Below are 21,826 nucleotides of genomic sequence, written 5' to 3'. Positions count from 1 at the left end.
GATGGCACGCACGCTCATCTGGCCACATGCGTGATCGATGACGCAGGGAACAAACTCGGGTTCTCCTACGACGACGCGGGCAACATCCTTGTGCAGGAGGACGTCACGTCCGGCGGCACCGGGGCCGAGGAGGTCTCCTACACCAGAGAGGACGACACTGGCACGGTGTGCGGCGCCTACGCTGGCCAGGTCTGCACCTCCACCGACGGTGAAGGCAACACCACCACCTACAGCTACGACGCTGACGGGAACTTGACCGAGGTGGATCCTCCAGGGCCGCTCGGCTCCACGACGTATGTCTATGACTCCATCAGCCGGCTCGTTGAGGTCACCGACGGCAACAATCAAACTCGTGAACTCTCCTACGACACTCGTGACCGGCTGCTCGCCACCGTCTGGGAGCCAGGTCCGACCGGCGACGCGGTCTACTATTCCTACGATCTCGACGGCAACGAGTTGACCCAAACCGATCAACGCAGTAGCGGCACTACCGTAGTGAGCCGCCAGTTCGACGCCCTCGGGCGGGTCACCCTCGAAGAGGACCCTTCGGATCCACAATCCGTGCACCACATGACACACGACGATGTGGGAAACATGCTCACCATGGTCACTGTCGGCGGCACCACCAGCTACACCTACGACGACGCTGACCAACTGACGCACATCGCCTTGCCCGGCGGGTCATGTCCGTCGACGGGGAGGCCCGCCGCGGGGTCAGGGTGCATACAGTTTGAATACGACAAGAACGGTGCCGTCACTGACCAGCATTACCCGGGCGGAGCCAGCCAAAGTACGGCACGCGACGAGTCCGGCCGACCGACGACGATCACTGCTGAAGACAACTCCGGAGTCTTCGCCGATGTCGAGTACAGCTATACCTCAGGCAGTGACGATCGTGTCTTCATCCAATCCCGGATCGAGGACCCTGACACAACTTCGCCGGCCACCACCGAATACGAGTACGACTCGCTTCGCCGCCTTACTGCCGCGGACACGACTACTGCAGGATCCATCAGCCCAGACGACGCATACCGCGAGTTTTCCTATGACGACGCTGGCAACCTCACGCGTAGCCGAACGCAGTACATCAGCCCGTACTTTGCCCGCACGGTTGAATACAGAAACAACACCAGCGGTCAGCTTACTCGGCGTCGTATCGACCAGTTTGGGCAAGCGCCAGCTTACAGATACCACGCCTACGACCAGAACGGTAACGAAATTAGTCGTGCCTCGACGTGGACAATGCGTGATCAGCTGGCCGGTTACAACACCACCGACCTCGACTACCACGGTGAACTCAACGACCGACTGACGAGCATAGACTCCACGCAGATCATTAGCTCCCCGCTCGGTGTCACGGCCATCGCGCCACCAGCGCCGGGAATCAAACAAACCTTCACGCTGCTGCCCGACGGCACACCCATCGCGATCACCCGCGACGGCGACACAAGCTACTTCTTCACCGACCCGGTCGGATCCGTCACAGCACTCACCTCCGATACCGGCGACCACGAAGGCACCTACGAATACACGCCCTACGGCGAGCTACTCAATCAGGGCAGCCTCACCGCCGCCGCAGCCAGCAATCCCATCCGCTACGCCGGCGGCTTGCACCTCTCCGACATTGAGAAAGTGAAATTCGGGTCCCGCTACTACGATCCAGTTCTCGCCCGCTTCACCCAAATGGACCCCAGCGGACAAGAGCCCAATCCGTATAACTACGCGCGCAGCAACCCCATCAACTACGCCGACCCAACAGGTCAAAACACGCTACTCTGTGTAGGTGCATACGCGGGTGTGGGTGTGCTTGCTGTTAGTGACGCTTACGGAATGGCTGGCCTCCTCATTAGCGCGGCGGCCGGCAACGTTCCTGGCGCCATAATGGCAGGTGCGGGCATCGTCATCGGTGCAGGCTTCAACGCGGTCGCGGTGGATTATATAGAGAGCGAGTGCTAATGGTTCGATGGTCCCGTGACCCCGCCATAAGGCAGGGGCAAAAGATGGTCGCAATATCGATCTTGCTAACAATATTGGGGGGAATCATCGTCGTTATTGTTGTCTTGGTGGGTTAGCTATAGAATGGTTTGAGTGTCGGCGTCTTCGTGATTGGATGAGCGCCCCTGGCGGTAGATGGTCTTCTGATCCGGTGGGCGAGCTTTTCAGGAACGCTAAGTGTCGTTCATGCGTTTATGTTCGTCACATTCCCGATACTTGCCATACTGTATTTCGGTAAATTGCGTTCGCGCAATGCCGCTTCTCGTTCTCAATCCGGCGTTCGCCGTTGAGGATCCGTGGATCAAGGTCCACGCCCATCGTCAATAGTGCACGGGGCTCGTTCACGGCCAACTGGTGCGCGAGTTGACGTCTCCCTATCTCGTGAAGGCGGCCGTGTTGGTCGTCTCCGGCGGGTGAAGGGGAGCGGTATGGCTGTTGCCGAAGCGATCAGGGTGACGGTGAGCGGGCTGTACGGGTCTGTGTTGGTGTTCGATCCGGATATTAGGCCGAATGAGGACGCGATTCCGGGAATCCCGGCGTTGAAGGACCTGCTCGGCGGGGTGTTGGCGTTCTGCCTGTTCGCGTCGGTTGGGGCGGTGATCGCGTCGCTGCTGTGGTGGGGGTTCGGGCGGCTGTCGAGCAATCCGCAGCGGATGGACACCGGGAAGACAGCGCTGGCCTGGTCGATGTGCGCGTTCGTGGGGTTCGGGGCGTTGAACACGTTGACGGTGTGGGCGTGGGGGATCGGCCAGAGCATCCCGTTGCCGGGGGCGGCGTAGATGGACACCGATCCCGCTTTGGAACCGGAGCAAAGCTCGGGCTGCCACGCGTTGGGTGATCCGTTCTCGCGGTTCGTGTGTGAGCACGCGACCGGTGGCGGGTTTGATCCGGGCGGCTGGTTGCATGATCAAACGATCGGGAAGCTGGCCCGGGCGATGGCTGAGGCGGCGGAGACGATGGTAACCGCGATGTGGTCGCTGATCATGGAGACGACCGCGGTGGATCTGAGCCAGGACTGGATCCGCGCGAATGTCGCGACGTCGATGTTGATCGCGTTGCCGATCGTGGTGGCCCTATACATGGCGCAGCTGGTCTCCGCAGCGTGGCGGCGCCAGCCGGGAGAGTTGGGGCGAGCGGTCGCGGGGATGGTGGGGAGCTTCTCGGCGAGCGCGATCGCGTTGTCAGTGGCGCAGTCGGTGCTGTTGTTGACGGACTGGGCCAGTGATCTGATCATGCGCTGGCGGGTCGGCGTGGAGGTCGGCGAGGCGATCGAGGCGTTGACACCGGCGATGCTGGTGGCTGCGGCGACCGGGCAGGGTGCGGCGTTGCCGGCCGTGTTGATCATCGTGTTCGGGGTGCTCTACATCGTGGCGTCGTTCACGGTGTGGTTCGCGTTGATGGCCCGCAAGACGCTGATCGTGGTGGCGGCGGTGTTGGCTCCGATCGCGTTCGCAGGGTTGGCGAGCCGGTGGACGTCTGGGTGGGTGATGAAGTGGGTCAGCATCATGTTCGCGCTCGCGATCAGCAAGATCACGGTAGTGATGGTCTTCGCGATCGCGGCGAGCTCAATCCGTGCTGGTTTGTCGGGCACGGCGGGATCGACGCTGCGGGTGATCGGTGAGCTGTCGATGGGGTTGATGCTGCTGGCGGTAGCGGCGATCGCGCCGTGGCTGACGTACCGGTTCGTGGACTTCACGGTGCCGTCGGGGCGGGAGTGGGACGGCACGGTCGGGCGCAGCGCCATGGCGGCGCGGGCCGGCGCGTACAGCGCCCGTTCGGTGATGATCCGCACCCGCGCGGCCACGCCGACCGGTGCGGCGTCGATGGCCGGTGCTCGGATGGCGATGGCTCCGGTCCAAGTGGTGCAGCGGCAACGCCAGCAGGGCACCCGGTGAGGAGGCTGAACTACGGATGAACATTGAGGTAAACCCCGCCGTCGGGGCGGGGAAGTCGCTGGTGTCGGCGCGGCTGGGGCGCCGCTCGGAGCGGGGCGTGATGTGGGGCCTGACGGCCGCGCAACTGTACGGGGTCGGGGTGGCAGCCGCGGTCCTTGGGCCGGCGATGATGAGCGCCGGGATGCGCGGCTTGCTGGTGTCCGCGCCGGTGTGGGCGAGCGCATTGATCGCCGCATTTGTCCGCCCGAACGGTAGAACTGCCGCCTCGTGGGCACCGGTAGTCGCCAACTATGTGCTGCGTCGTATTCGGGGGCAGGACACGTGGCTCGCCGACCCGGAGCGTCCCCGCCGCGCCGGAGTGCTGGCACTGCCCGGCGAGCTGACCGGCACCGTGCTCTACGTGCACTCGGTCACGGCAGCGGCGATGATCCATGACCCGCGTCGGCGGACCCTGACCGCGGTGGCGCGGCTGCGTCACTCGGCGTTCCTGCTGCTGAGTCATGACGATCAGAACCGCCGCGTGGCGGGTTGGCGCAGAGCGCTCAGCGGCGCCGCCCGTACCGGCCGGGTGGCCAGGCTGCAGGTGTTGGAGCGGTGCATGGCCGAAGGCGGGGAAGCGATCCGCGCCTACTGGCGGGAAGAAGGCTGCGACGACTCCAGCGCCGCGGCGTCGTCGTACCGGGAGTTGATCGGCGCGGCGGCTCCGGCGTCGGCCCGCCACGACACACTGATCGCGGTCACGGTCGCACTGAAGAACGCCCCGCGGATTGCCCGAACTGGCCGCGGCGGGGCGACCGGCGCGGCGTCGGTACTGGCGAAAGAGATGGCGTCATTGACGGCCGGCCTGAACACGGCGGAGATCACGGTGGAGTCGTGGCTGGACGAACACGAACTGGCGTACGTGATCAATACGGCGTTCCGGCCGCACCGCGCCCCGGTGTGGGAGCGGACCGGACTCGGACGTGACCCGAGTGCGGCGGGTCCGGTGGCGGTGTCGGCGCGGTGGGACCACGTGCGCATCGACGATGGGTGGCACGCGGTGGTGTGGATCCGGGAGTGGCCCCGGGAGGACATCGACGCTTCGTTCCTGGTGCCGCTGGTGCTCACCGCGTCGGTGCAGCGAACCATCAGTGTGTTCTACCGGCCACGCACCGCACGGGAAGCGGCCCGGGACATCCGGGTGGAGCTGGCCGAGCAGGAATCCGAACAGCGCCGACGCAACCGCAACGGCACCCGCACCTCGGCGGTTCAGCAGCGTGAGAACGACGATGTCGAACGCCGGGAGAGAGAACTCGTCGCTGGGCATGCCGACCTCGCGTACACCGGGCTCGTAGCGATCTCGGCGACGTCGAAGGACGACCTGAACGCGGCGGTGGAGGAGACCGAGAACGCCTGCCACCAGGCAGGCCTGGACACCACCATCCTGTACGGGCAGCAAGACGCCGCCTTCTACGCCGCGGCGCTACCACTGGGCCGGGTGAACATATGAACCGCGTGCATGCCGGCGCCGTCATCACTCCAGCCGACGCCGACCGCCGGACACGCCGGGCCACTCGCAAATCCGCACGCGCCCTGGTCCGTCAGCACCGCGACGCCGAACAGGCCCAGCGACGCGGACCCAGCGACGACGAGCCGGGTAGCGACCCGGCACCGACAGACGAACCATCCAGCGCGGCGGCCGGGAGGTCCTGGCTGGCGTTGCGCCTGCAGGCCCACCGTGCGACGACGGCCGCGCTCGCGGTTGTGTACCCGTTCCTCGCCGACGGCGGACTCGGTGCACGTGGCATCTACATCGGGCGTGACCTGCTCTCCGGTGGATCGTTCTGCTTCGACCCGTGGCAGCTGTACGAGGCCAGGGCCGTCACCAACCCCAACGTGCTCCTGGCCGGTGTCATCGGTCAGGGCAAGTCCAGCCTGGCCAAAGCGATCGCGTGGCGTTCGGTGGTGTTCGGACGCCGCACCTACGTTCCCGGTGACATCAAGGGCGAATGGACCCCAGTGGTCGAGGCCGCCGGCGGCTCGGTGATCCGCCTCGGTCCTGGCCGCTCGACCCGGCTGAACCCGCTCGACGAAGGCGCCCGACCCGGCAACATCAGCGACGCGCAGTGGCGCACACTGGTGCAGACCCGGCGCCGCCAACTCCTACGCGCAATCACCGAGACAGTCCTCGACGGGCCACTCGCGCCCACAGAGCACACGGCCTTGACCACGGCGCTATCGATCGCCGAACAATCCACGGCGACACCGACCCTGCCTGACGTGGTACAGCACCTTCTGGCGCCGTCACCGCTGGCGGCGGACATGTCAGCCGACGACGTCGCGGCGTTACGCGACGACGGCCGCCGCGCCGGTCACGCGCTGCGACGCCTTATCCACGGCGACCTCGCCGGCTTGTTCGACGGCCCGTCCACCACGGTGTTCGACCCGTCGCGCCCGATGATCAGCCTCGACCTGTCCGCGTTCGGGGAGAACAGCGAAGCCCTTCCGGTCATCATGACCTGCGCGTCGTCATGGATGGAAGGCGCGTTGCAAGACAGCCGCCACGGGCGGCGGTGGATCATCTACGACGAGGCGTGGCGGCTCATGGCGGTCACCGCGCTGCTGCGGCGCATGCAGGCGCAGTGGAAGCTCTCCCGAGCGTTCGGCATCGCGAACATGGCCGTGATCCACCGGCTTTCCGACCTCGACGCCATCGGCGCAGATGGCTCCGAAGCTCGAGCACTCGCGGCGGGGCTGCTGGCGGACTGCTCGACCAGGATCTCCTACCGGCAGGAATCCGACCAGGTCGCGAACTCCGCGAACCTCCTCGGCCTCACCTCCACCCAACGCGACCTCCTCACCGACCTGGGAGTCGGGGAGGGGCTGTGGCGCATCGGCCAGCGCGCCTACGTCGTCGCCCACCACCTGTCCGGCATCGAAACCGCCCTGTTCGACACCGACGCCCGTATGAAAGCCCACCCCCAGTGAGTACCCGTGCACGCAGGCCCGGTGCCGGAAACGACAGCACAATATCCCTGATCGTTGCCTCGGCCGTGCTGGCCGGAGCCGGAGCTATCTGGGCCGGAGCGGCGATCGCGTGTGCCGTCGTCGGGCTGCCGGCGCCGGCATTCCGTATCGACGCCATCCTTGCATCGGTGACGCGCCCGACTGATCTGGAGGTCGCGTGGGGCCAGGCGATGCCGTCGACCGGGCTCGTATGGCTTTTCACTGGCGGGATCGCCCTGATCGCGGCCGTCGGCTTCTGGATGATGTGGAGGCTTCTCGGCACCGGTAGGTCTGCGGCGGTTCACGCACCGCTCGGGACAGCGACGCGCGCACAGATTCGCTGCTTCGCCTCTGCACAGGTGCTGCGCCGACGCGCCCGGCACTTGAGGCCGTCGCTGGCCACCGCGAAACCCTCCGACGTCGGGCACAAACTGGGCCGGGCACGCGGGATCCCTGTCTGGACGAGCTGCGAGGACTCGATCGTGCTACTCGGGCCCACCCGTTCCGGCAAAGGCTTGCACGTCGTCATCGATATGATCCTCGACGCACCCGGCGCGGTGGTGACTACATCGACCCGTCCCGACAACCTGACCGTCACCCTCAACGCCCGCTCACGCGTCGGACCGGTGGCGGTCTTCGACCCTCAAAAGCTCGCCGCCGGAATCGACGCGGGGCTGCGATGGTCGCCGGTGCGTGGTTGCGAGAATCCGCAGACCGCGATGATCCGTGCCCAGGGACTCGCCTCCGACACCGGTCTGCACACTGGGAGTGTGGGCGTGGAGAACGCCTCGTACTGGCAAGGCCAAACTGAGGCCGTCCTGCGTGGCTTGCTGCACGCCGCCGCGCTCGATGAACGGACAGTGAAGGACCTGTACCGGTGGTCCCTTGACCCAGTGAAGGCCGCTGAAGCCGTACGCATCATGCACAACTCCGAGGTAGCAGCCACGGGGTGGGCCGACAGCCTGGACGCGATCATCGCCATGGACGAGCGCACCCGCTCCAACGTGTGGAGCGGCGTCCGACAAGCCCTCGCCGGACTCGCCGACCCCCGCGTCCTGGCCACCGTCACTCCCACGCCCGGCGAGCAATTCGACCCGGAAGCCTTCATCGCCGAGCAAGGCACCCTCTACTTGCTCGGCACCTCCACCGGTGCCGGCGCCGCCGCGAGTCTCCTCAACGCGCTGATTGAGGACCTGCTCGAAGCGGCACGCCGAATGGCCGCACGCAATCCCCGTGCCCGGCTCGACCCGCCGCTGACTGTGATTCTGGACGAGATCGGCAACCTCGCGCCTCTGCCCAGCCTTCCTGTCCTTATGGCCGAGGGTGGCGGCAGCGGCATCACCACCACGGCTGTCCTGCAGTCCCTCGCTCAGGCCCGCGGTAGATGGGGCGAGCACGACGCCGCCACCATCTGGGACGCCGCCACCGTCAAACTCATCCTCGGTGGCGCGTCCAACCCGAAAGACCTGCAAGACCTGTCCGCGCTGATCGGTGAACGCGACGACGAGACCACCTCCACCTCCCGCGGCCACGACGGCAGCCGCTCCACCTCGACCAGCCTGCGCCGCGTGCCGATCATGGACACTGGACAACTGCGCACATTGCCGTTCGGCACCGGAGTCCTCATGCTGCGCTCCGCACCACCGATCATCCTCACCATGAGCGCGTGGACAACGCGTTCTGACGCCGGGCAGCTGCGCGCGGATCAGGTGTTCAACGAGCGGTCGCTGTCAGCTGTCGCGCGTCGTGGTTGAGTCGGTCGATGTGGTGGGGGCACGTTGTTGAGGCGTTGAAGTGTCAGCGGCGCGACTTCAGGTGAATGCGCGCTTGCTCCCCGAACAGTGGATGGGAGGTCAGGGATTCAAGGACTTTTCGGCCTCGTTTCCCGCCCACGCGTTTGATCGCGCGCATGAGGTGACCCCGTGTGTCGCCCTTGGACTCGTCGCCGAGCAGGTCGATCAGGGCACCGAGGTGCTCCTCGGTCGCTGAGGCGGCTAGTGCGACGGCGAGTCCTCCCTCCTCGCCTCGTCCTTCGGCGCGCAGGTACAGGTCTCGGAAAGTCTCCCAGACGGACGCGGCCGGTCGGACTGCCAGTGCGCGTGCGAGGCTTTCCATGACCCGGTCGGGGTAGCCGCCGCGCTGCAGGTGGTCCAGCAGGATGGGCAGGGCGTCGGGGTAGGGCTCGGAGGTGTTGACCAGGTCCCACACCGACGACACCTCAACCCCGGCACGGGCAAGGTCGTCAACGATGGGTTGTTCGGCCCGGCGCAACACCTCCGCGCGCGCCTGGAGCTCCTTTTCCTGGGCGGCCTTCATCCGCAGGTAGTCCTCATCCTGAGAAAGCTCCGCCATCAGCTCAGCCGCGGTCTTCCCGCCGGAGCGTTTCTTGCCACGTGCCATGGGATGAACCTTAACTTGACCAGGCCGTACGTAGAGGATGCTCACGTGCAGGGACCGCCTGGGGCGATGTGCGTCAGCAGGCATCGTCACCATCTTGCCCGACCGTTGCGGGTGCGCCCTGCTGGGTGTAGAGCGGGAACACCGTGAGTGTTCGGTTGCGGACAACGTGGGGAAACAGAGCGGAGCCGATTGTGGTACTCGACACGACAGGCGCACGTATTCACATCGCTCACGCTTGGCCAGAATCGCCTCCGGCACGCTTGAAGCATCGCTGGAGGGTATGCCCGCCCTCTCTTACGGCCTTAGGCTGTGTGGCCGGTCTCGTACATCAGTTGTCCCTGTTCGGAGCGTTCCCGCAGAAAGCCGGCGATTTGCCGCGCGTGGGCCGGGCTGTGAGCGTCGACAGCTACCAGTGTCGGTGATGACCATTCCATAAGCGCGCCTAGCTCTTCGAGGCCCGCGGTTATGTCGTCACGGAATCGACGCATCGACGGTTCGAAGTGCGCCCGGAAGACGTAACGACCGGACTGTTCGAGGACCCTGCTGAGCACATACTCCCGTCCGTCGTGCGGTGAGGTCTGCACCACGTCTCCCAATGCGAGATCGTAGAGAAAGAACGGTATGCAACAGATTTCGAAGGTGTCGTCGCCTACTTTTCGACTCCACAGCTGCTCGAAGCGTCCCGGCTCCGGGAGCGCGGCACGGATGATGAAGTCTGACCTGTGCCGCCAAATTGGCTCCGGATGGACGGCAGTCGAGTTTTTCGTGACGCAGGTGAGCGCTATAAGGACTCCGTTCGCATCGAGCAGCCCGATCCAAGCCGTATCGGCGATCGTGATGCTGAACATCTCTGTCGCGTTGCCGAGCCGCAGGCAGGCCACGAACTGGCTGAGTCCAACCGTCTTGGGACCCTCGCCTGCTTCGCTGCGGCGAAGCCGCACTTCGTACGTCGCCACCAGTTCGGCGGGAACGATCGTCGTCACGGGCAGCATCTCGGTCTGGTCGGCACCCCGCAACGCAGCGGCCAAGGTCCGGGACGGCTCGTCGGAACGGTCACGGAGAAGCGACAGGACAGCGGACCGATTCATGTATCGAGTCAACGAGATACCTCCAATCGCGACTGGCTGTAGATCAACAACAGGGATGTAGGCGGAACCGCGTGGCGCTATGCTCGCTCTGTTTAACTTTGCCTCGTGCCAACGACGCATGACAGGCGACAGTACAACTAGCTGCCACTCTCGCCGGTGTCGATACCGATCCTCCGCCGGGAACGTGCCCGACGCAGCGCCCGCAGTCGCTCTAGGGTGACCATGGGTGATGTTTGTGCTGTTTCAGTGAGGTCTGCCAACTCATTGGTCAGCAGGTGCGCTTGAATTGATGCGGAACGCGGCTCAACAGGCGCGGGCTCGTTCGTGAGGCATGCGTGCCACAAGTCCGCATCGAACCAATCCGCTCCGTTGGTCGGTGATGCTTCAAAGAACCACTGGCCGCGGTCGCGGACGACACGTACTGACACGTTCATGAATGAATAGCACGTCACCTCATCACCGAAGCCCTTGGAACCGTGCCCCCCGGTCTTCTCGTAGCCGTGGGCGGCCAGTTCTCGGCCCAGCTCCTCGACGGCGAGCTCAATTCCGTCGGTCACGGCTCAGACCGCCGGACGTTGGTCGCAACACGCTCCACGCCCAATTCCTCCGGATTGCGTCAACGGATGACTCCTTGCGCGAGCTTACGTCTCAGCGGCGCGACTTCGTCAGAGCGCGTGCTTCCTGCCAGAAGACGGGATGCGAGGTCAGGGATTCAAGGACTTCTCGGCCTCGTTTCCCACCCACCCGTTTGATCGCTCGCAACAGGTGGATCCGCGTGTTCCCCTTGGATTCAACACCGAGCAGGTCGACCAGGGCATCGAAGTGCTCCTCGGTCGCTGAGGCGGCTAGGGCGACGGCGAGTCCTTCCTCTTCGCCTCGTCCTTCGGCGCGCAGGTACAGGTCCCGGAACACGTCCCAGGCGAACGCGGCCGGTCCCACGGCTAGTGCGCGTGCGAGGCTTTCCATGACCCGGTCGGGGTAGCCGCCGCGCTGCAGGTGGTCCAGCAGGATGGGCAGGGCGTCGGGGTAGGGCTCGGAGGTGTTGACCAGGTCCCACACCGACGACACCTCAACCCCGGCACGGGCAAGGTCGTCAACGATGGGTTGTTCGGCCCGGCGCAACACTTCCGCGCGCGCCTGCAGCTGCTCCTCCTGGGCGGCCTTCATCCGCAGGTAGTCCTCATCCTGAGAAAGCTCCGCCATCAACTCAGCCGCGGTCATCCCACCAGAGTGTTTCTTGCCACGCGCCATGCAATGAACCTTAGCTTCACCAGCTGTCCCCTTGGGAGGTCTCGGGTTCGCAAGGTAGCCAAGGCGACGATGGACCCCAATAGGATGATTCGGCAGCCATCGGTTGGGCTGACCCTTGGGCGAGGATCACCGGAAGTCCTTTGCAAGGGATGCTCAAGCGCAGCCGGATCGCCGGGGACGGTCTGCGCCGGCAGACATCATCATCGCCTTGACCGACGGGTTCGAGCCGCGCTGTTGCGCGCGGATCAGGTGGTTGAGGGTCACGCGTTGAGCGGTTCAAGTGTCAGCGGCGCGACTTCAGGTGAATGCGTGCTTGCTCCCCGAACACTGGGTGCGAGGTCAGGGATTCAAGGATTTCTCGGCCTCGTTTCCCACCCACGCGTTTGATCGCTCGCAACAAGTGGATCCGCGTGTCGCCCTTGGATTCAACACCGAGCAGGTCGACCAGGGCATCGAAGTGCTCCTCGGTCGCTGAGGCGGCCAGGGCGACGGCGAGTCCTTCCTCCTCGCCTCGTCCTTCGGCGCGCAAGTACAGGTCCCGGAACACGTCCCAGGCGAACGCGGCCGGTCGCACCGCTAGTGCACTGGCTAGACTTTCCATGACCCGGTCGGGGTAGCCGCCGCGCTGCAGGTGGTCCAGCAGGATGGGCAGGGCGTCGGGGTAGGGCTCGGAGGTGTTGACCAGGTCCCACACCGACGACACCTCAACCCCGGCACGGGCAAGGTCGTCAACGATGGGTTGTTCGGCCCGGCGCAACACCTCCGCGCGCGCCTGGAGCTCCTTTTCCTGGGCGGCCTTCATCCGCAGGTAGTCCTCATCCTGAGAAAGCTCCGCCATCAACTCAGCCGCTGTCATCCCACCAGAGCGCTTCTTGCCACGCGTCATGGAATGAACCTTAGCCTTACCAGGCCGTACGCAGAGGATGCTCACGTGCAGGGACCGCCTGGGCCGATGCAGAGCGGGAACAACGTGAGTGTTCGTTGCGGACTACGTGGGGAGCAGTGCGGAGCCGATTGTGGTAGTCGACACGACAGGCACGTATGCACATCGCTCACGCCTGGGCCAGAGACGCCTCCGGCACGCCTGAAGCATCGCTCGAGGGTATGCCCGTCCTCTCCTTACGGCCTTAGGCCGTGTAACCAGTTTCGTACATCAGTTGTCCCTGCTCGGCGCGCTCCTGCAGAAATCCAGCGATCTGTTGCGCGTGGGCCGGGCCGTGCGCGTCGACTGCCACCAGTGTCGGTGATGACCATTCCAACAGCGCGCCGAGGTCGTCGAGGCGCGCGGATATCTCGTCACGGAATTGGTACATGGACGGTTCAAAGTGCGCCCGGAAGACGTAGCGACCGGACTTTGTTAACACTCGGCTAACTACATACTTCCGCCCGTCTTGCGACGAGGTCTGGACCACGTCTCCCAACGCGAGATCGTAGAGAAAGAACGGTATGCAACAGACTTCGAAGGTGTCATCACTAACCTGTCGGCTCCACAGCTGCTCGAAGCGTCCAGGCTCCGGGAGTGGGGCGTTGATGATGAAGTTCGCTCGGTCCCTCCAAGCCGGTGCTCGATGTAAGGAGAATCTATCGGTACCCGCAGTCATCATGGCACCCCCCACCACGGTGGGGGCCAAGCACCTGCGAATCCCTCCGGAGGCGTCACAGGGAAATCCCTCGCTCCCTTGGATGCATTGCAGTGGGCACAGGTCGTCTGCGCATTGTCGCGTGTCGAGTTACCGCCACGAGATCGTGGGATGGCATGATCAACCTGCGGACGATCTGTCTCCATCCGACAATATACACACGTACTCGGATTGTCCGCCAACTCTTCCTGTCGGACACGCTCTGGGAACTTCTGGCTTGCCGTCGGACCGCCTGCTGAACCCGGCTTGATGCTTGGTGTCGCCTTAATGGTCGGCTTAGCGACTCTGAGTCCTCTGGCAACCCATCCCAGTCCCGGTACGGCACCGGCGGCTGCCCAGGCGCAGGAATCGACTTGTCCTTCGGTGCCGCAGGCGATGATGTCGTTGATTCCGAGGATGTCCCCGGCAACGATGAACGGGTCTGGAGCCATGGGCAGCAGCGCTGCTCCGGTCTCTATTCCGGCCGCGATCCTGGCTCGTTCGTGGTATTGGTACAGCGCGGCGGGGTTGTACGGCAGGCTGGCGCGCTGGCGCATGTACTCCTCGCCGCCCATGCCAAGACGTAGACCGTGCGCTGGGCTTTGTGCAAGGGTCGAGATGGTCTGGCTGCGTCTGGCGCGTGAGCTTGTTGACGATGGCCTGGTAACTGGTCGGTAGGCGGGCCTTGACACGGCGGTACGTCTTGTTACTTCGGCAAGGCGTTGGGAGATCGCTCGCTTGTATCGGTTGACCAGTGTTTTTAGTTGTGATCCGGGCGTGCGGGCGTAGGGTCCGCCGTCGTGCATCTGGTTTGGTGACAGGCCGTTGGGGTCGGTGTAGGCGAGGGGGTTGTTGTTGGCGTAGGTGTAGCCGTTGATTTGTTGGGTGTCGGTGACGTCGAGTAGTGGGTCGACGGTGAGGAACCGGCCGAGGGCCGGATCGTAGTGCCGGGCGCCCATGCGCACTAGGCCGCTGAACTCGTCCGAGGTGCCGGTGTGGAACCCGCGATCGCCGGGCCAGAACAGCGGCTCGTCGCCACGGGGGTTTCCGAACGCGTCGTTCCAGCGTTGGGTGATCGCGTTGTTGGCGTCGATCGCGGCTATGGGTGTGCCGCCGGCGTCGGTGGCGAGGCTGGTGATGGTGCCGTCAGATTCCCGCACGACCAGTACCGCGCCGGCGTGGGTGTAGTAGCGGGTGCCGCTGACTACGTTGTTCGCGTGGGTGAGGGTGTATTCGTCGGTGCCGACATACAGCGTGGTTGTGTCCGGGGTGCGTCGGATCAGCCGGGCACCGTCGGCGGTGTAGATGTTCTCGCCTTCACCGTCCGGGGTGGTGATCCCGGCTAGGCGGCCTGAGCTGTCCCATTCGTAGCTCGTGGTTTCCGTGCCGGTGACCACGTCCGTGGTGTTGCCCGCGTCGTCGTAGGTGAATGTGGTCACGTCGGCTGGGCTGTTCCCCGATTGCGTTGACCGTGTGGCCAGGGCGTGCGGCTGTTCAGCACCGGGGGATGGGTAGGTATACGTTGAGGTGGTGGTCGGGTCGGTTCCGATCCCGTGCTCGGTCATGGTGACCCGGTTGCCTGCGGTGTCGTAGGTGTAGCTTTGCCACGATGGCGCGGCTCCTCCGACGACGGCTGAGGTTGGTGCGGTGGCGCAACTGGTGCTGCTTTGTGTCCATGCGTCGGCGAGGCGACGTTGGTGGTCGTAGGTGAAGCACTGCACGTCGTTCGCGCCTGTGCCGCCGGTGTCGATGATGCTTTGTGGGTTGCCAGTGGCGTCGTAGTGATAGGCACGGTCGATGTCGCTGGGATCGACGCCTTCGCGGTCCACCCGGACGGTGCTGAGTCTTCGGGTGCCTTCTTCGTAGGTGAAGGTCTGCCAGTTTGCTCGTCCGTAGTTGACGCCGAGTGAGTACTGTTCTGTTTCCCCGAATGGGGTGTAGATCGTGTCAGCGACGTATGTGCGTTGCCCGAACAGCCACTCGGGCGCGCCGTTGTCGTCGTAGTAATGCCACAGTGTCTCTTGTGGCAGCCCGCCTTTGGCCGGTGCGGTCTGGGCACGTACTGAACCGTCTGGGAAATAGGTGCGGATGCTGGAGTAGGTGCCGGCGAGCTGTCCTTCCTGCGACGGGATGGTCACCTGGGTGCCTGTTGGCCGGTAGGCGTTGTCGTAGCCGGTGATAGCGGTGATGTAGGCGGCACCGTCAACGAACGACGTTGACGAGGTGAGCTGGCCTTTGGCGAGGGTGTCGAATGTCCAGGACGCGATGAGGTTCCCTGTTGGGGAGCCTTCTCTTGTGCGGGTCTTACGGCCAAGCGTGTCGTAGGTGTAGTGCAGCGACTCTCCGCGGGCGTCGGTGACCGAGGTGACTTGGGAGGCGTGGTCGTAGGTCGTCACGTTGAGGCCGGCGTCTGGGTCGTCGACGTGGGTGCGCCGACCGCGAAGATCGTAGGCGTAGCTCCATTCGTTGCCCGCTTGATCGGTGACGCCTTCCAGCAGGCCGGCTGGGGTGTAGTCGTACGTGATCCCATCGAAGGGCCCAGATGGTGTGACACCGTGGTGCCGTCGGGCTTCGATCGTGCGTCCTCGTGCGTCGGTGATTGTCGTCGTCGCTGGCGAACCTGCCGGTGGCGTGACCTTGACTCGGTCACCTTCATACGCTGTCACGGTTCGCCACTTCTCGTCCTGGTGGACGTAGAACGTGTCTCGGACCGGACGCCCGGCGCCGTCGTGTTTGACCACGCTGCGCGCCGGGACGGTGGTTGTCGGTGTCACCAGCGTGGTCGCTGGGGCGCCGGTCGCATAGTAGGGTCCGAGGGCTTCGGATACCAGGCCGCGGGAGTCGTAAGTGATTTTGGTGATGACGCGGCCACCGTTGTCGCCTTGTGCTGGTGATTGGCTTTGTCGAGATCGCAGCAGGCCGTCATACAGCGTGACGCTCGTCGCGTAATCACCAGAGGGCAGAAGTTCCTTTGTGGTGACTGCCGCGGGTGCTGTCTTGCTGACCCGGTAGATGTACTGGGTGCTGGCAGTGTCGCCGTTGGCTTTGGATCGGTCGGCGTGCCATACGTGCGTCAGACGGCGCAGCGCGTCATAGGTGAGGTCTGTGCGTTTGCCGTTAGAGTCGACAATGGTGACCGGCTGGCCTTGCCGGGGGTTGATCGTGGCCGTCGAGGAGTGCCCGGCCGGGTTGATCGTCTTGATCTGCGTGACCGGGCCACCAGTGCTCGGTGAGTACTGAGTCTTAGTGCTGCGGTTGAGTGCGTCCTTGGTTTCGGTGACCCGACCGTGCACGTCATAGACGGTCGTCGAGGTGGTGACATAAGACGGGCCAGAGCTCCAGCTGTTGAGCTCCTGTGTGCGAGTGACGTTGCCGCGGGTCGGGGTGGAACCATAGACGCCGCCGTCGTAGCTGAATCGTTCGTCGCTGACAACGTCCCCAGGACGCGAGGGGGTCTCCGAACAGCGGATCGAGACTGTTTCAGTGCGCTTGACCGCGTCGAGGATCCACTTGTTCAGATTCTTCGCGTACTCGGTTCGTGTGCACAAGTCGTCCGAGGTGATGGACGTGTCGCCTCGATCGTTCGTGGTCACCGCCAGGCCGTGCTCATCGTACGTGGTGGTCAATTCAGTGGTGCGCCAGCCACCGGCAGCGAGTTTGGTGTGCTCGCGGGTGGCCGCGATGTTGACCATCCGTGCCTCGTCGTTGCCGTCGGTGGCGGTGATGCTTGATCTCCAGGGATCGTTCACCGTCGACGAGACCACCTGGGAGCCGTCGTACGCGATGACCTCGCGTGTGAATCCGGCCAGGTGTTTATGGTCGGTGACAGCATCGTTCCACGAGTCGGTGACGGAGACGGAGCGGGTCCCTCCTGACGGCGTCGCACGATCACCATGCATCCCGCGGAGATAGAGGTACTCTGTGCGCAACTGATCAGTGCTCGGATTCCCTCCGCGGACGGTGACCTTGCCGTAGCCGCGCCACTGCCCCCAGGTACGCCGGTCCTCCTGAATCAGTTCCGAGTCGGTGTAAGCCCAGGCCGCATCGCCGTGGTAGGTGTAGTGCGATTCGACGTCGACTCCGTTGCCGACATTGTCGGTTTCGATGACCGAATCGACTACATACTTGTGGAACCAGTGCAGCTCCGGTTCTATCATGCCGTCTGGCGTCCAGTACACGGGGAAGCATCGTTTGTTGTTGGTGTGGGCATTGGAGGGCACCGACGACGGTGAGCATTGTTGACTTGAGTAGTTCACAGATGTTGTAGCACCGGACTCGGTGTGGACAGCGCGGATTCTCCACTTGTTCAGTGGTGGCGCGTTGTCGATGCCGTCGACTCTGTTCGCCATTTGTGCGCCGTCGAATGTGACTTTCGGCATTGTGACTGCTGTTCCCGCTCTGCCGCTGTGTTCGACTGCGTCGAGCCAGAGCGCGGCGGAAGTGTCATCGCCAGGGTCGGGGAAGTCGTGGGTGAAGTCCCATCGATCAACGGTTTGGTTAACAGAGCCGTTGTAAATCCAGGTCTGCATGCGGGTTAACCGTTTGCGGCTGAAGAACGTCGGCGAGACCCTTTCCGAGCATGAGGTAGTACTGGTGCAGATTTGATCGAACGGCACGTCTGGCCAGTGATCAGCATTGGACTCGGTGAGCTGGGCTTCTGCACACGTGATGGTGCCGCTGGGCAGGCACCGTTCCGAAACAGCGAAGACCACTCGTGCCAAGGCGGGCGTGGTGTGTTCCGTGCCGGCTCGTTGGCCATATTCGATTCTCTTCAGGTAACCGCCGCGAGTGTACGACACCGAGGTGTCGTTGAGGTTCTGCCCATAACGGTTGGTTTCTCGCTCGTAGAAATAGGTCATCGTGTTGCCGTTAGGGTCGATGACATAATCCAGATTCCATCGCCAGGCTTGCTGGCAGAAGGAGTCTTTGAACGCCGAGGCCCGGCATGGCTCACCGCTGTGGTTTCCGGCAACAGGTACGGTGAACACCGAGTTTGTCTCCGCCGTGTCGGCTGAGTATCTCTTGTGTTTGCCGAAGTAGTATTCCGTGCCGTCGGTGGTGGTGACACGCCAATGCTCGCCATTGCGGGCACCATTCGACGCACCGGTGAGGTGCTCGACGCGGGAGCCATCATCATGCAGTGGACGCCATTGCCCGGTGGTACTGTCTTTAACCAGTTCGGTGGTTGTCCCGGCCAGCATCAAGACAGCGTTGTCGGTTTTCCAGCAAAGGTCGCCCGTCTTTACCGTGTTGTTAGCGCCAGAGCCCATGTCATCGGCGCAAGGGACGTAGCGTCGCTCGACATAGCCGGAGTCGAGTTCGAAACCTTCGCCGATCCATGACGGTTGATTGTTGGTTGAGGTGACGCGTCCATCGACGGAGCCCGACGAGTATCTCAAAGAGAGTTCTGGGCTTAATCCGCCGGCCGTATCGGGCGTGCGGAGCGGATACGACCAGGTGAAGTCACCGGATGATCCGCCCGCTTCCCACGATGATGCTGGCGATAGCGACGTAGCGGCGTAGTCGCCGGCTGGTCCGGAAGCGTCAGCAACGAGCGCGACGACGAAACCCGACGACGGTGTGGGGACTGTTGTGGTCACGGTGGACTCTGCTGGATCATTTGCGGGCTCGGCCGGGACGGGCGTGCAGGCGTCGCCGCTGAGGTAGCAGTCGAGGTCGTAGACGCGAGCCGTGAGGCGTGAGCCGAAGTCCCCGCCTGTGGCATGCGCGAAACCCGAGTAGTCAACGGTGACGTCTAGGGCGGCGTCGTCGTCATTGTTCGCGTTCGCGCGTTCGCTAGGTGCGGTCTCGAACTCTGCATGTGTCTCATGGCGGCTGGAGCTGGATTCCTCCTCGCTGACGTTGGTATCGTCCACGGCTTCCACGCTGAAGGCGACGTGTACGCCGTCTCGTTCAACTGTTTCAGCGGGAATGAGCTCGACGTCCACGGTTTCTGGTGGATTCGAGTCCGAATCCTTGCCGTTGGCGACCTGATCTGAAGGAGTCAACCAAAACGGAAGGGCGCCGGCTTTGATGCCTCGGCGGGACGTCGGGTCGGCCTGCTCGTTCGTGGCGCCCTGTTTAAGATCGACCCGCGCCGACCCGGCCTTCGGCCACTCCACCCCGGGCCGTCCTCGTTGTGGCCGCTCACCGCTGACGCGTTTCGGCGTCTTCGGTGTCACCGGTTGGACATCGACGGTGTCTGTTTCTTCTGGCTTGGGCCGGTCGGCATTCCATTCGCCAGTCTCTTCGGCGCGCCGTCGTTCCAGCGCGTCCTCATCGTCGAGCTCTGGACCGAACTGCGATTCCAACGCTGCAGCGGGTTCGTCGGCTGGCAGCCCGGAGACAATGACGAGCAGGGCAGCAGCGCAGGCGATGAAGCCGTAGGTGGCCGTTGATAGGGCCTTGCGCACAGGACTCTTCATCACGGGCGCTCCTCGATCATTACCTGGCGAATCTCGGACTGGCTCAGCGGGGCCTGGTATGCCCGCAGATCATCGATGTCTCCGGCCCACCTGTCTCGGTAGACTCCGCTGCTGCGGTAGCGTCCAACCTGCAGAGCTCCGGTGGCTGACCAGGTGTTCGGTGCGGCGACGGTGTCTTGTAGTACGCCATTGACGTACAAGCTCATCTCGTCGGCATCCGCGTCATACACACCGGCCAGATGCGTCCACGTATTCCGTGCCGCTGGAGCACGGGAATTGACCCCGAGCGAATCGGCACCGCTGACATCGGAGGCGAACGCCCCGAAGCGCCAGCGATCCTGTCCACCGCTGTAGACCAGGAACATCGCACTCGAGTCCACGCCTCGCTGTGAAACGACACCAGCGGTCTGAGTGTGGCCGGTGGCAAGCTTGACCCAGGCCGTCACGGTGTAGCTCGACGTCGTGTCCAAAACAGGACCGGAGGTGTAGCCGTACGCCGATGACGTCCCGTCGAATCTCAACGCACGGTCTGCCGGGTCAGCACTTGCTTGGCGTCCGCTGATCCAGGACGTTCCAGAGCCAAGGGTGACCTGATGCCCACCGTTGGAGGAATCCGTCGTCTGAGCGCCGGAACCGTCGTCCATCGCCCAGTGTCCGGCCTTGTCCTCGTCGAGCATGGCCTGGCGGGCTGCTTCAATGTGGTCCGGTTTGTCAGCACCTCTGAGCACACGGATCTGCGCTTCGGTCAACGGGGCGTCGAAAACGACAACGTCATCGACTCGGCCCGTCGCCAAGCCTTGCGTGTTGCCGTGCGCTTTGCCTCGCCCGACGCGCAGCGATCCTTCAGAGCGCCAATCGAACGTGTAGTTGGCGCTAGCGGCGAGATTCCCATCGACATACAGCTCGACCTCTTCATCCACCGCGTCATACACCATCGCGAGGTGCTGCCAGTCGGGCTCCCCATCGGGGATCGGCAAACCATCGTTGTCGGCCTCGTCAATGGGCCCGGAATCGGCTGCTACGCGTGTCCAGGTCGGTCCAGACGCGTCCGTGTTAGCCATCCACGCGGCCCACGCGTCAGAGTTGGTGTCATACCCGAGCTGGAACGCGCTGTTGACGTTTCCGTCTTGGCTGACAGCGATGAACGATTTCGAACCAGGATCCAACTCATCGAGGCGGACCTTGGCCATGACCGTGAAGCTGTCCGAAACCCGAACTAACGCATCGCTGGTGTACGCTCCTGCGCCTGAGCCATTGAACTGCAGGGAACGATCGGTCGCATCCCCGGAATAGTCCGCGAGGTTTCCCGACGCCCAAGAAACCCCGGCGCCGAACTGCAGGGACACCGTATCGTTGGAGGGTCGTGGCAGGTCTGCTGCGGTGCTTCCGGACCCGTCATCGAGCAGCCACGCGTGCTGCGCTTTCGGCGACATGAGCTTCAGCGTGACTCGTTTGATCGGTCCCTGGTTTCCGGCACGGTCCACCAACCGGGCACTGATCGTCGTCAACCCGAACTGAGGCGTGAACGTGACCGCAGCTGAACTGCCTGACATCGATCGGGAGGTTGTCGGGGTCGCTGAACCTATCGAGTACTTGAAGTCCTCCACCGACGTGTCACCGTTTCGTCCCACTGTTAACGTGGCCTGCGGCAATCCGTCCTGATCAGTCCACACGTCCAGCCGGTACGGATCACTGATCGAGATCGTCGGAGCAGGAGGTGCCGTGGTCTTCACATAGAACTCGCACCAACCCGACCATGCCCCATACTCGATACCGTCATAGGCGCGGACCCGCCACCGATAGCGACCATCAGACAAGGCAGGTAGCTGGGCAGAGCGTTCGCCGGCGGCTGCGTACGACGTCGTGACGGTCGACGAAGATCCCCACGCACCCGAGACATACTTCTGACGTTCAAAATGCCCGCGCACGTTCTGTCCGTCCGGATCCGACAAAGTCGCACGCAACACCGGGGTGTCATCGTTGATCCACGGCCGCGACGTGCCGGTCACGCAGGACGTCGTCGGCGATGTCGTCCTCAGGCTCGACGGTGTGCTCGGTGGCCGGTTGTACTCAACCGTGAGTACCGGGTAGGACGATGTGTTCTCGAATTGCCGCCAACCATTGCGGTTGCTCTCATCCGCGGAGCGCAGGCTCAACGTCAGCGCATC

14 protein-coding genes are annotated in these 21,826 nt (G+C 63.9%); 6 read left to right on the top strand and 8 right to left on the bottom strand.

The features are described 5' to 3' along the window. The 6 genes from G1H11_RS17745 to G1H11_RS17720 all read left to right on the top strand — a co-directional run. Nucleotides 1-1,956 (top strand): RHS repeat-associated core domain-containing protein (locus G1H11_RS17745; protein ID WP_216843877.1); only part of this gene is annotated, 1,956 nt, incomplete at its 5' end. A 467-nt stretch (nucleotides 1,957-2,423) separates the two neighbouring features. After that, nucleotides 2,424-2,774 carry a DUF6112 family protein gene (locus tag G1H11_RS17740; RefSeq protein ID WP_163819911.1) on the top strand — a complete coding sequence of 117 codons (351 nt, stop codon included), beginning with the start codon at nucleotides 2,424-2,426 and terminating at the stop codon, nucleotides 2,772-2,774. Beyond that, a complete protein-coding gene (locus tag G1H11_RS17735; protein WP_163819910.1) occupies nucleotides 2,775-3,890 on the top strand; it encodes a hypothetical protein in 1,116 nt (371 codons plus the stop codon). Between the two features lie 16 nt (nucleotides 3,891-3,906). Then, nucleotides 3,907-5,379, top strand: coding sequence for an SCO6880 family protein (locus G1H11_RS17730; protein WP_163819909.1), 1,473 nt, complete (start codon nucleotides 3,907-3,909; stop codon nucleotides 5,377-5,379). Continuing rightward, nucleotides 5,376-6,857, top strand: coding sequence for a TraC family protein (locus G1H11_RS17725; protein WP_163819908.1), 1,482 nt, complete (start codon nucleotides 5,376-5,378; stop codon nucleotides 6,855-6,857). The genes G1H11_RS17730 and G1H11_RS17725 overlap by 4 nt, the downstream gene beginning before the upstream one ends. Next, a complete protein-coding gene (locus G1H11_RS17720) occupies nucleotides 6,854-8,629 on the top strand; it encodes a type IV secretory system conjugative DNA transfer family protein (RefSeq protein WP_216843876.1) in 1,776 nt (591 codons plus the stop codon). Before G1H11_RS17725 ends, G1H11_RS17720 begins: the two co-directional genes overlap by 4 nt. Before the next feature lie 43 nt (nucleotides 8,630-8,672). On the opposite strand, the gene G1H11_RS17715 is transcribed toward G1H11_RS17720, so the two are convergent. The 8 genes from G1H11_RS17715 to G1H11_RS17680 form a co-directional block, all read right to left on the bottom strand. Beyond that, a complete protein-coding gene (locus G1H11_RS17715) occupies nucleotides 8,673-9,275 on the bottom strand; it encodes a hypothetical protein (RefSeq protein ID WP_163819907.1) in 603 nt (200 codons plus the stop codon). A 302-nt stretch (nucleotides 9,276-9,577) separates the two neighbouring features. Further along, the gene (locus G1H11_RS17710) at nucleotides 9,578-10,258 is read right to left on the bottom strand and encodes a DUF4265 domain-containing protein (protein WP_216843875.1); all 681 of its coding nucleotides are present in this window, start codon (nucleotides 10,256-10,258) and stop codon (nucleotides 9,578-9,580) included. A 242-nt stretch (nucleotides 10,259-10,500) separates the two neighbouring features. Next, on the bottom strand, nucleotides 10,501-10,920 hold the full coding sequence (locus tag G1H11_RS17705) for a hypothetical protein (protein WP_163819906.1): 420 nt from the start codon (nucleotides 10,918-10,920) through the stop codon (nucleotides 10,501-10,503). Between the two features lie 91 nt (nucleotides 10,921-11,011). Next, on the bottom strand, nucleotides 11,012-11,584 hold the full coding sequence (locus G1H11_RS17700; protein WP_216843874.1) for a hypothetical protein: 573 nt from the start codon (nucleotides 11,582-11,584) through the stop codon (nucleotides 11,012-11,014). Nucleotides 11,585-11,897: 313 nt separating this feature from the next. Then, nucleotides 11,898-12,500 (bottom strand): hypothetical protein, encoded by a 603-nt coding sequence (locus G1H11_RS17695; protein ID WP_163819904.1) that lies wholly within the window; start codon nucleotides 12,498-12,500, stop codon nucleotides 11,898-11,900. Between the two features lie 241 nt (nucleotides 12,501-12,741). Continuing rightward, nucleotides 12,742-13,215, bottom strand: coding sequence for a DUF4265 domain-containing protein (locus G1H11_RS17690; protein ID WP_163819903.1), 474 nt, complete (start codon nucleotides 13,213-13,215; stop codon nucleotides 12,742-12,744). Next, nucleotides 13,215-19,658: an RHS repeat-associated core domain-containing protein gene (locus G1H11_RS17685; RefSeq protein WP_163819902.1), complete on the bottom strand. Its 6,444-nt coding sequence runs from the start codon at nucleotides 19,656-19,658 to the stop codon at nucleotides 13,215-13,217. The genes G1H11_RS17690 and G1H11_RS17685 overlap by 1 nt, the downstream gene beginning before the upstream one ends. Next, on the bottom strand, nucleotides 19,658-21,211 hold the full coding sequence (locus tag G1H11_RS17680) for a LamG domain-containing protein (RefSeq protein ID WP_163819901.1): 1,554 nt from the start codon (nucleotides 21,209-21,211) through the stop codon (nucleotides 19,658-19,660). Before G1H11_RS17680 ends, G1H11_RS17685 begins: the two co-directional genes overlap by 1 nt. Between the last annotated feature and the right edge of the window lie 615 nt (nucleotides 21,212-21,826).

This window comes from Phytoactinopolyspora alkaliphila, from assembly GCF_010550695.1.
GTDB lineage: Bacteria > Actinomycetota > Actinomycetes > Jiangellales > Jiangellaceae > Phytoactinopolyspora > Phytoactinopolyspora alkaliphila.
This window is presented reverse-complemented; position numbering and strand designations above follow the sequence as displayed.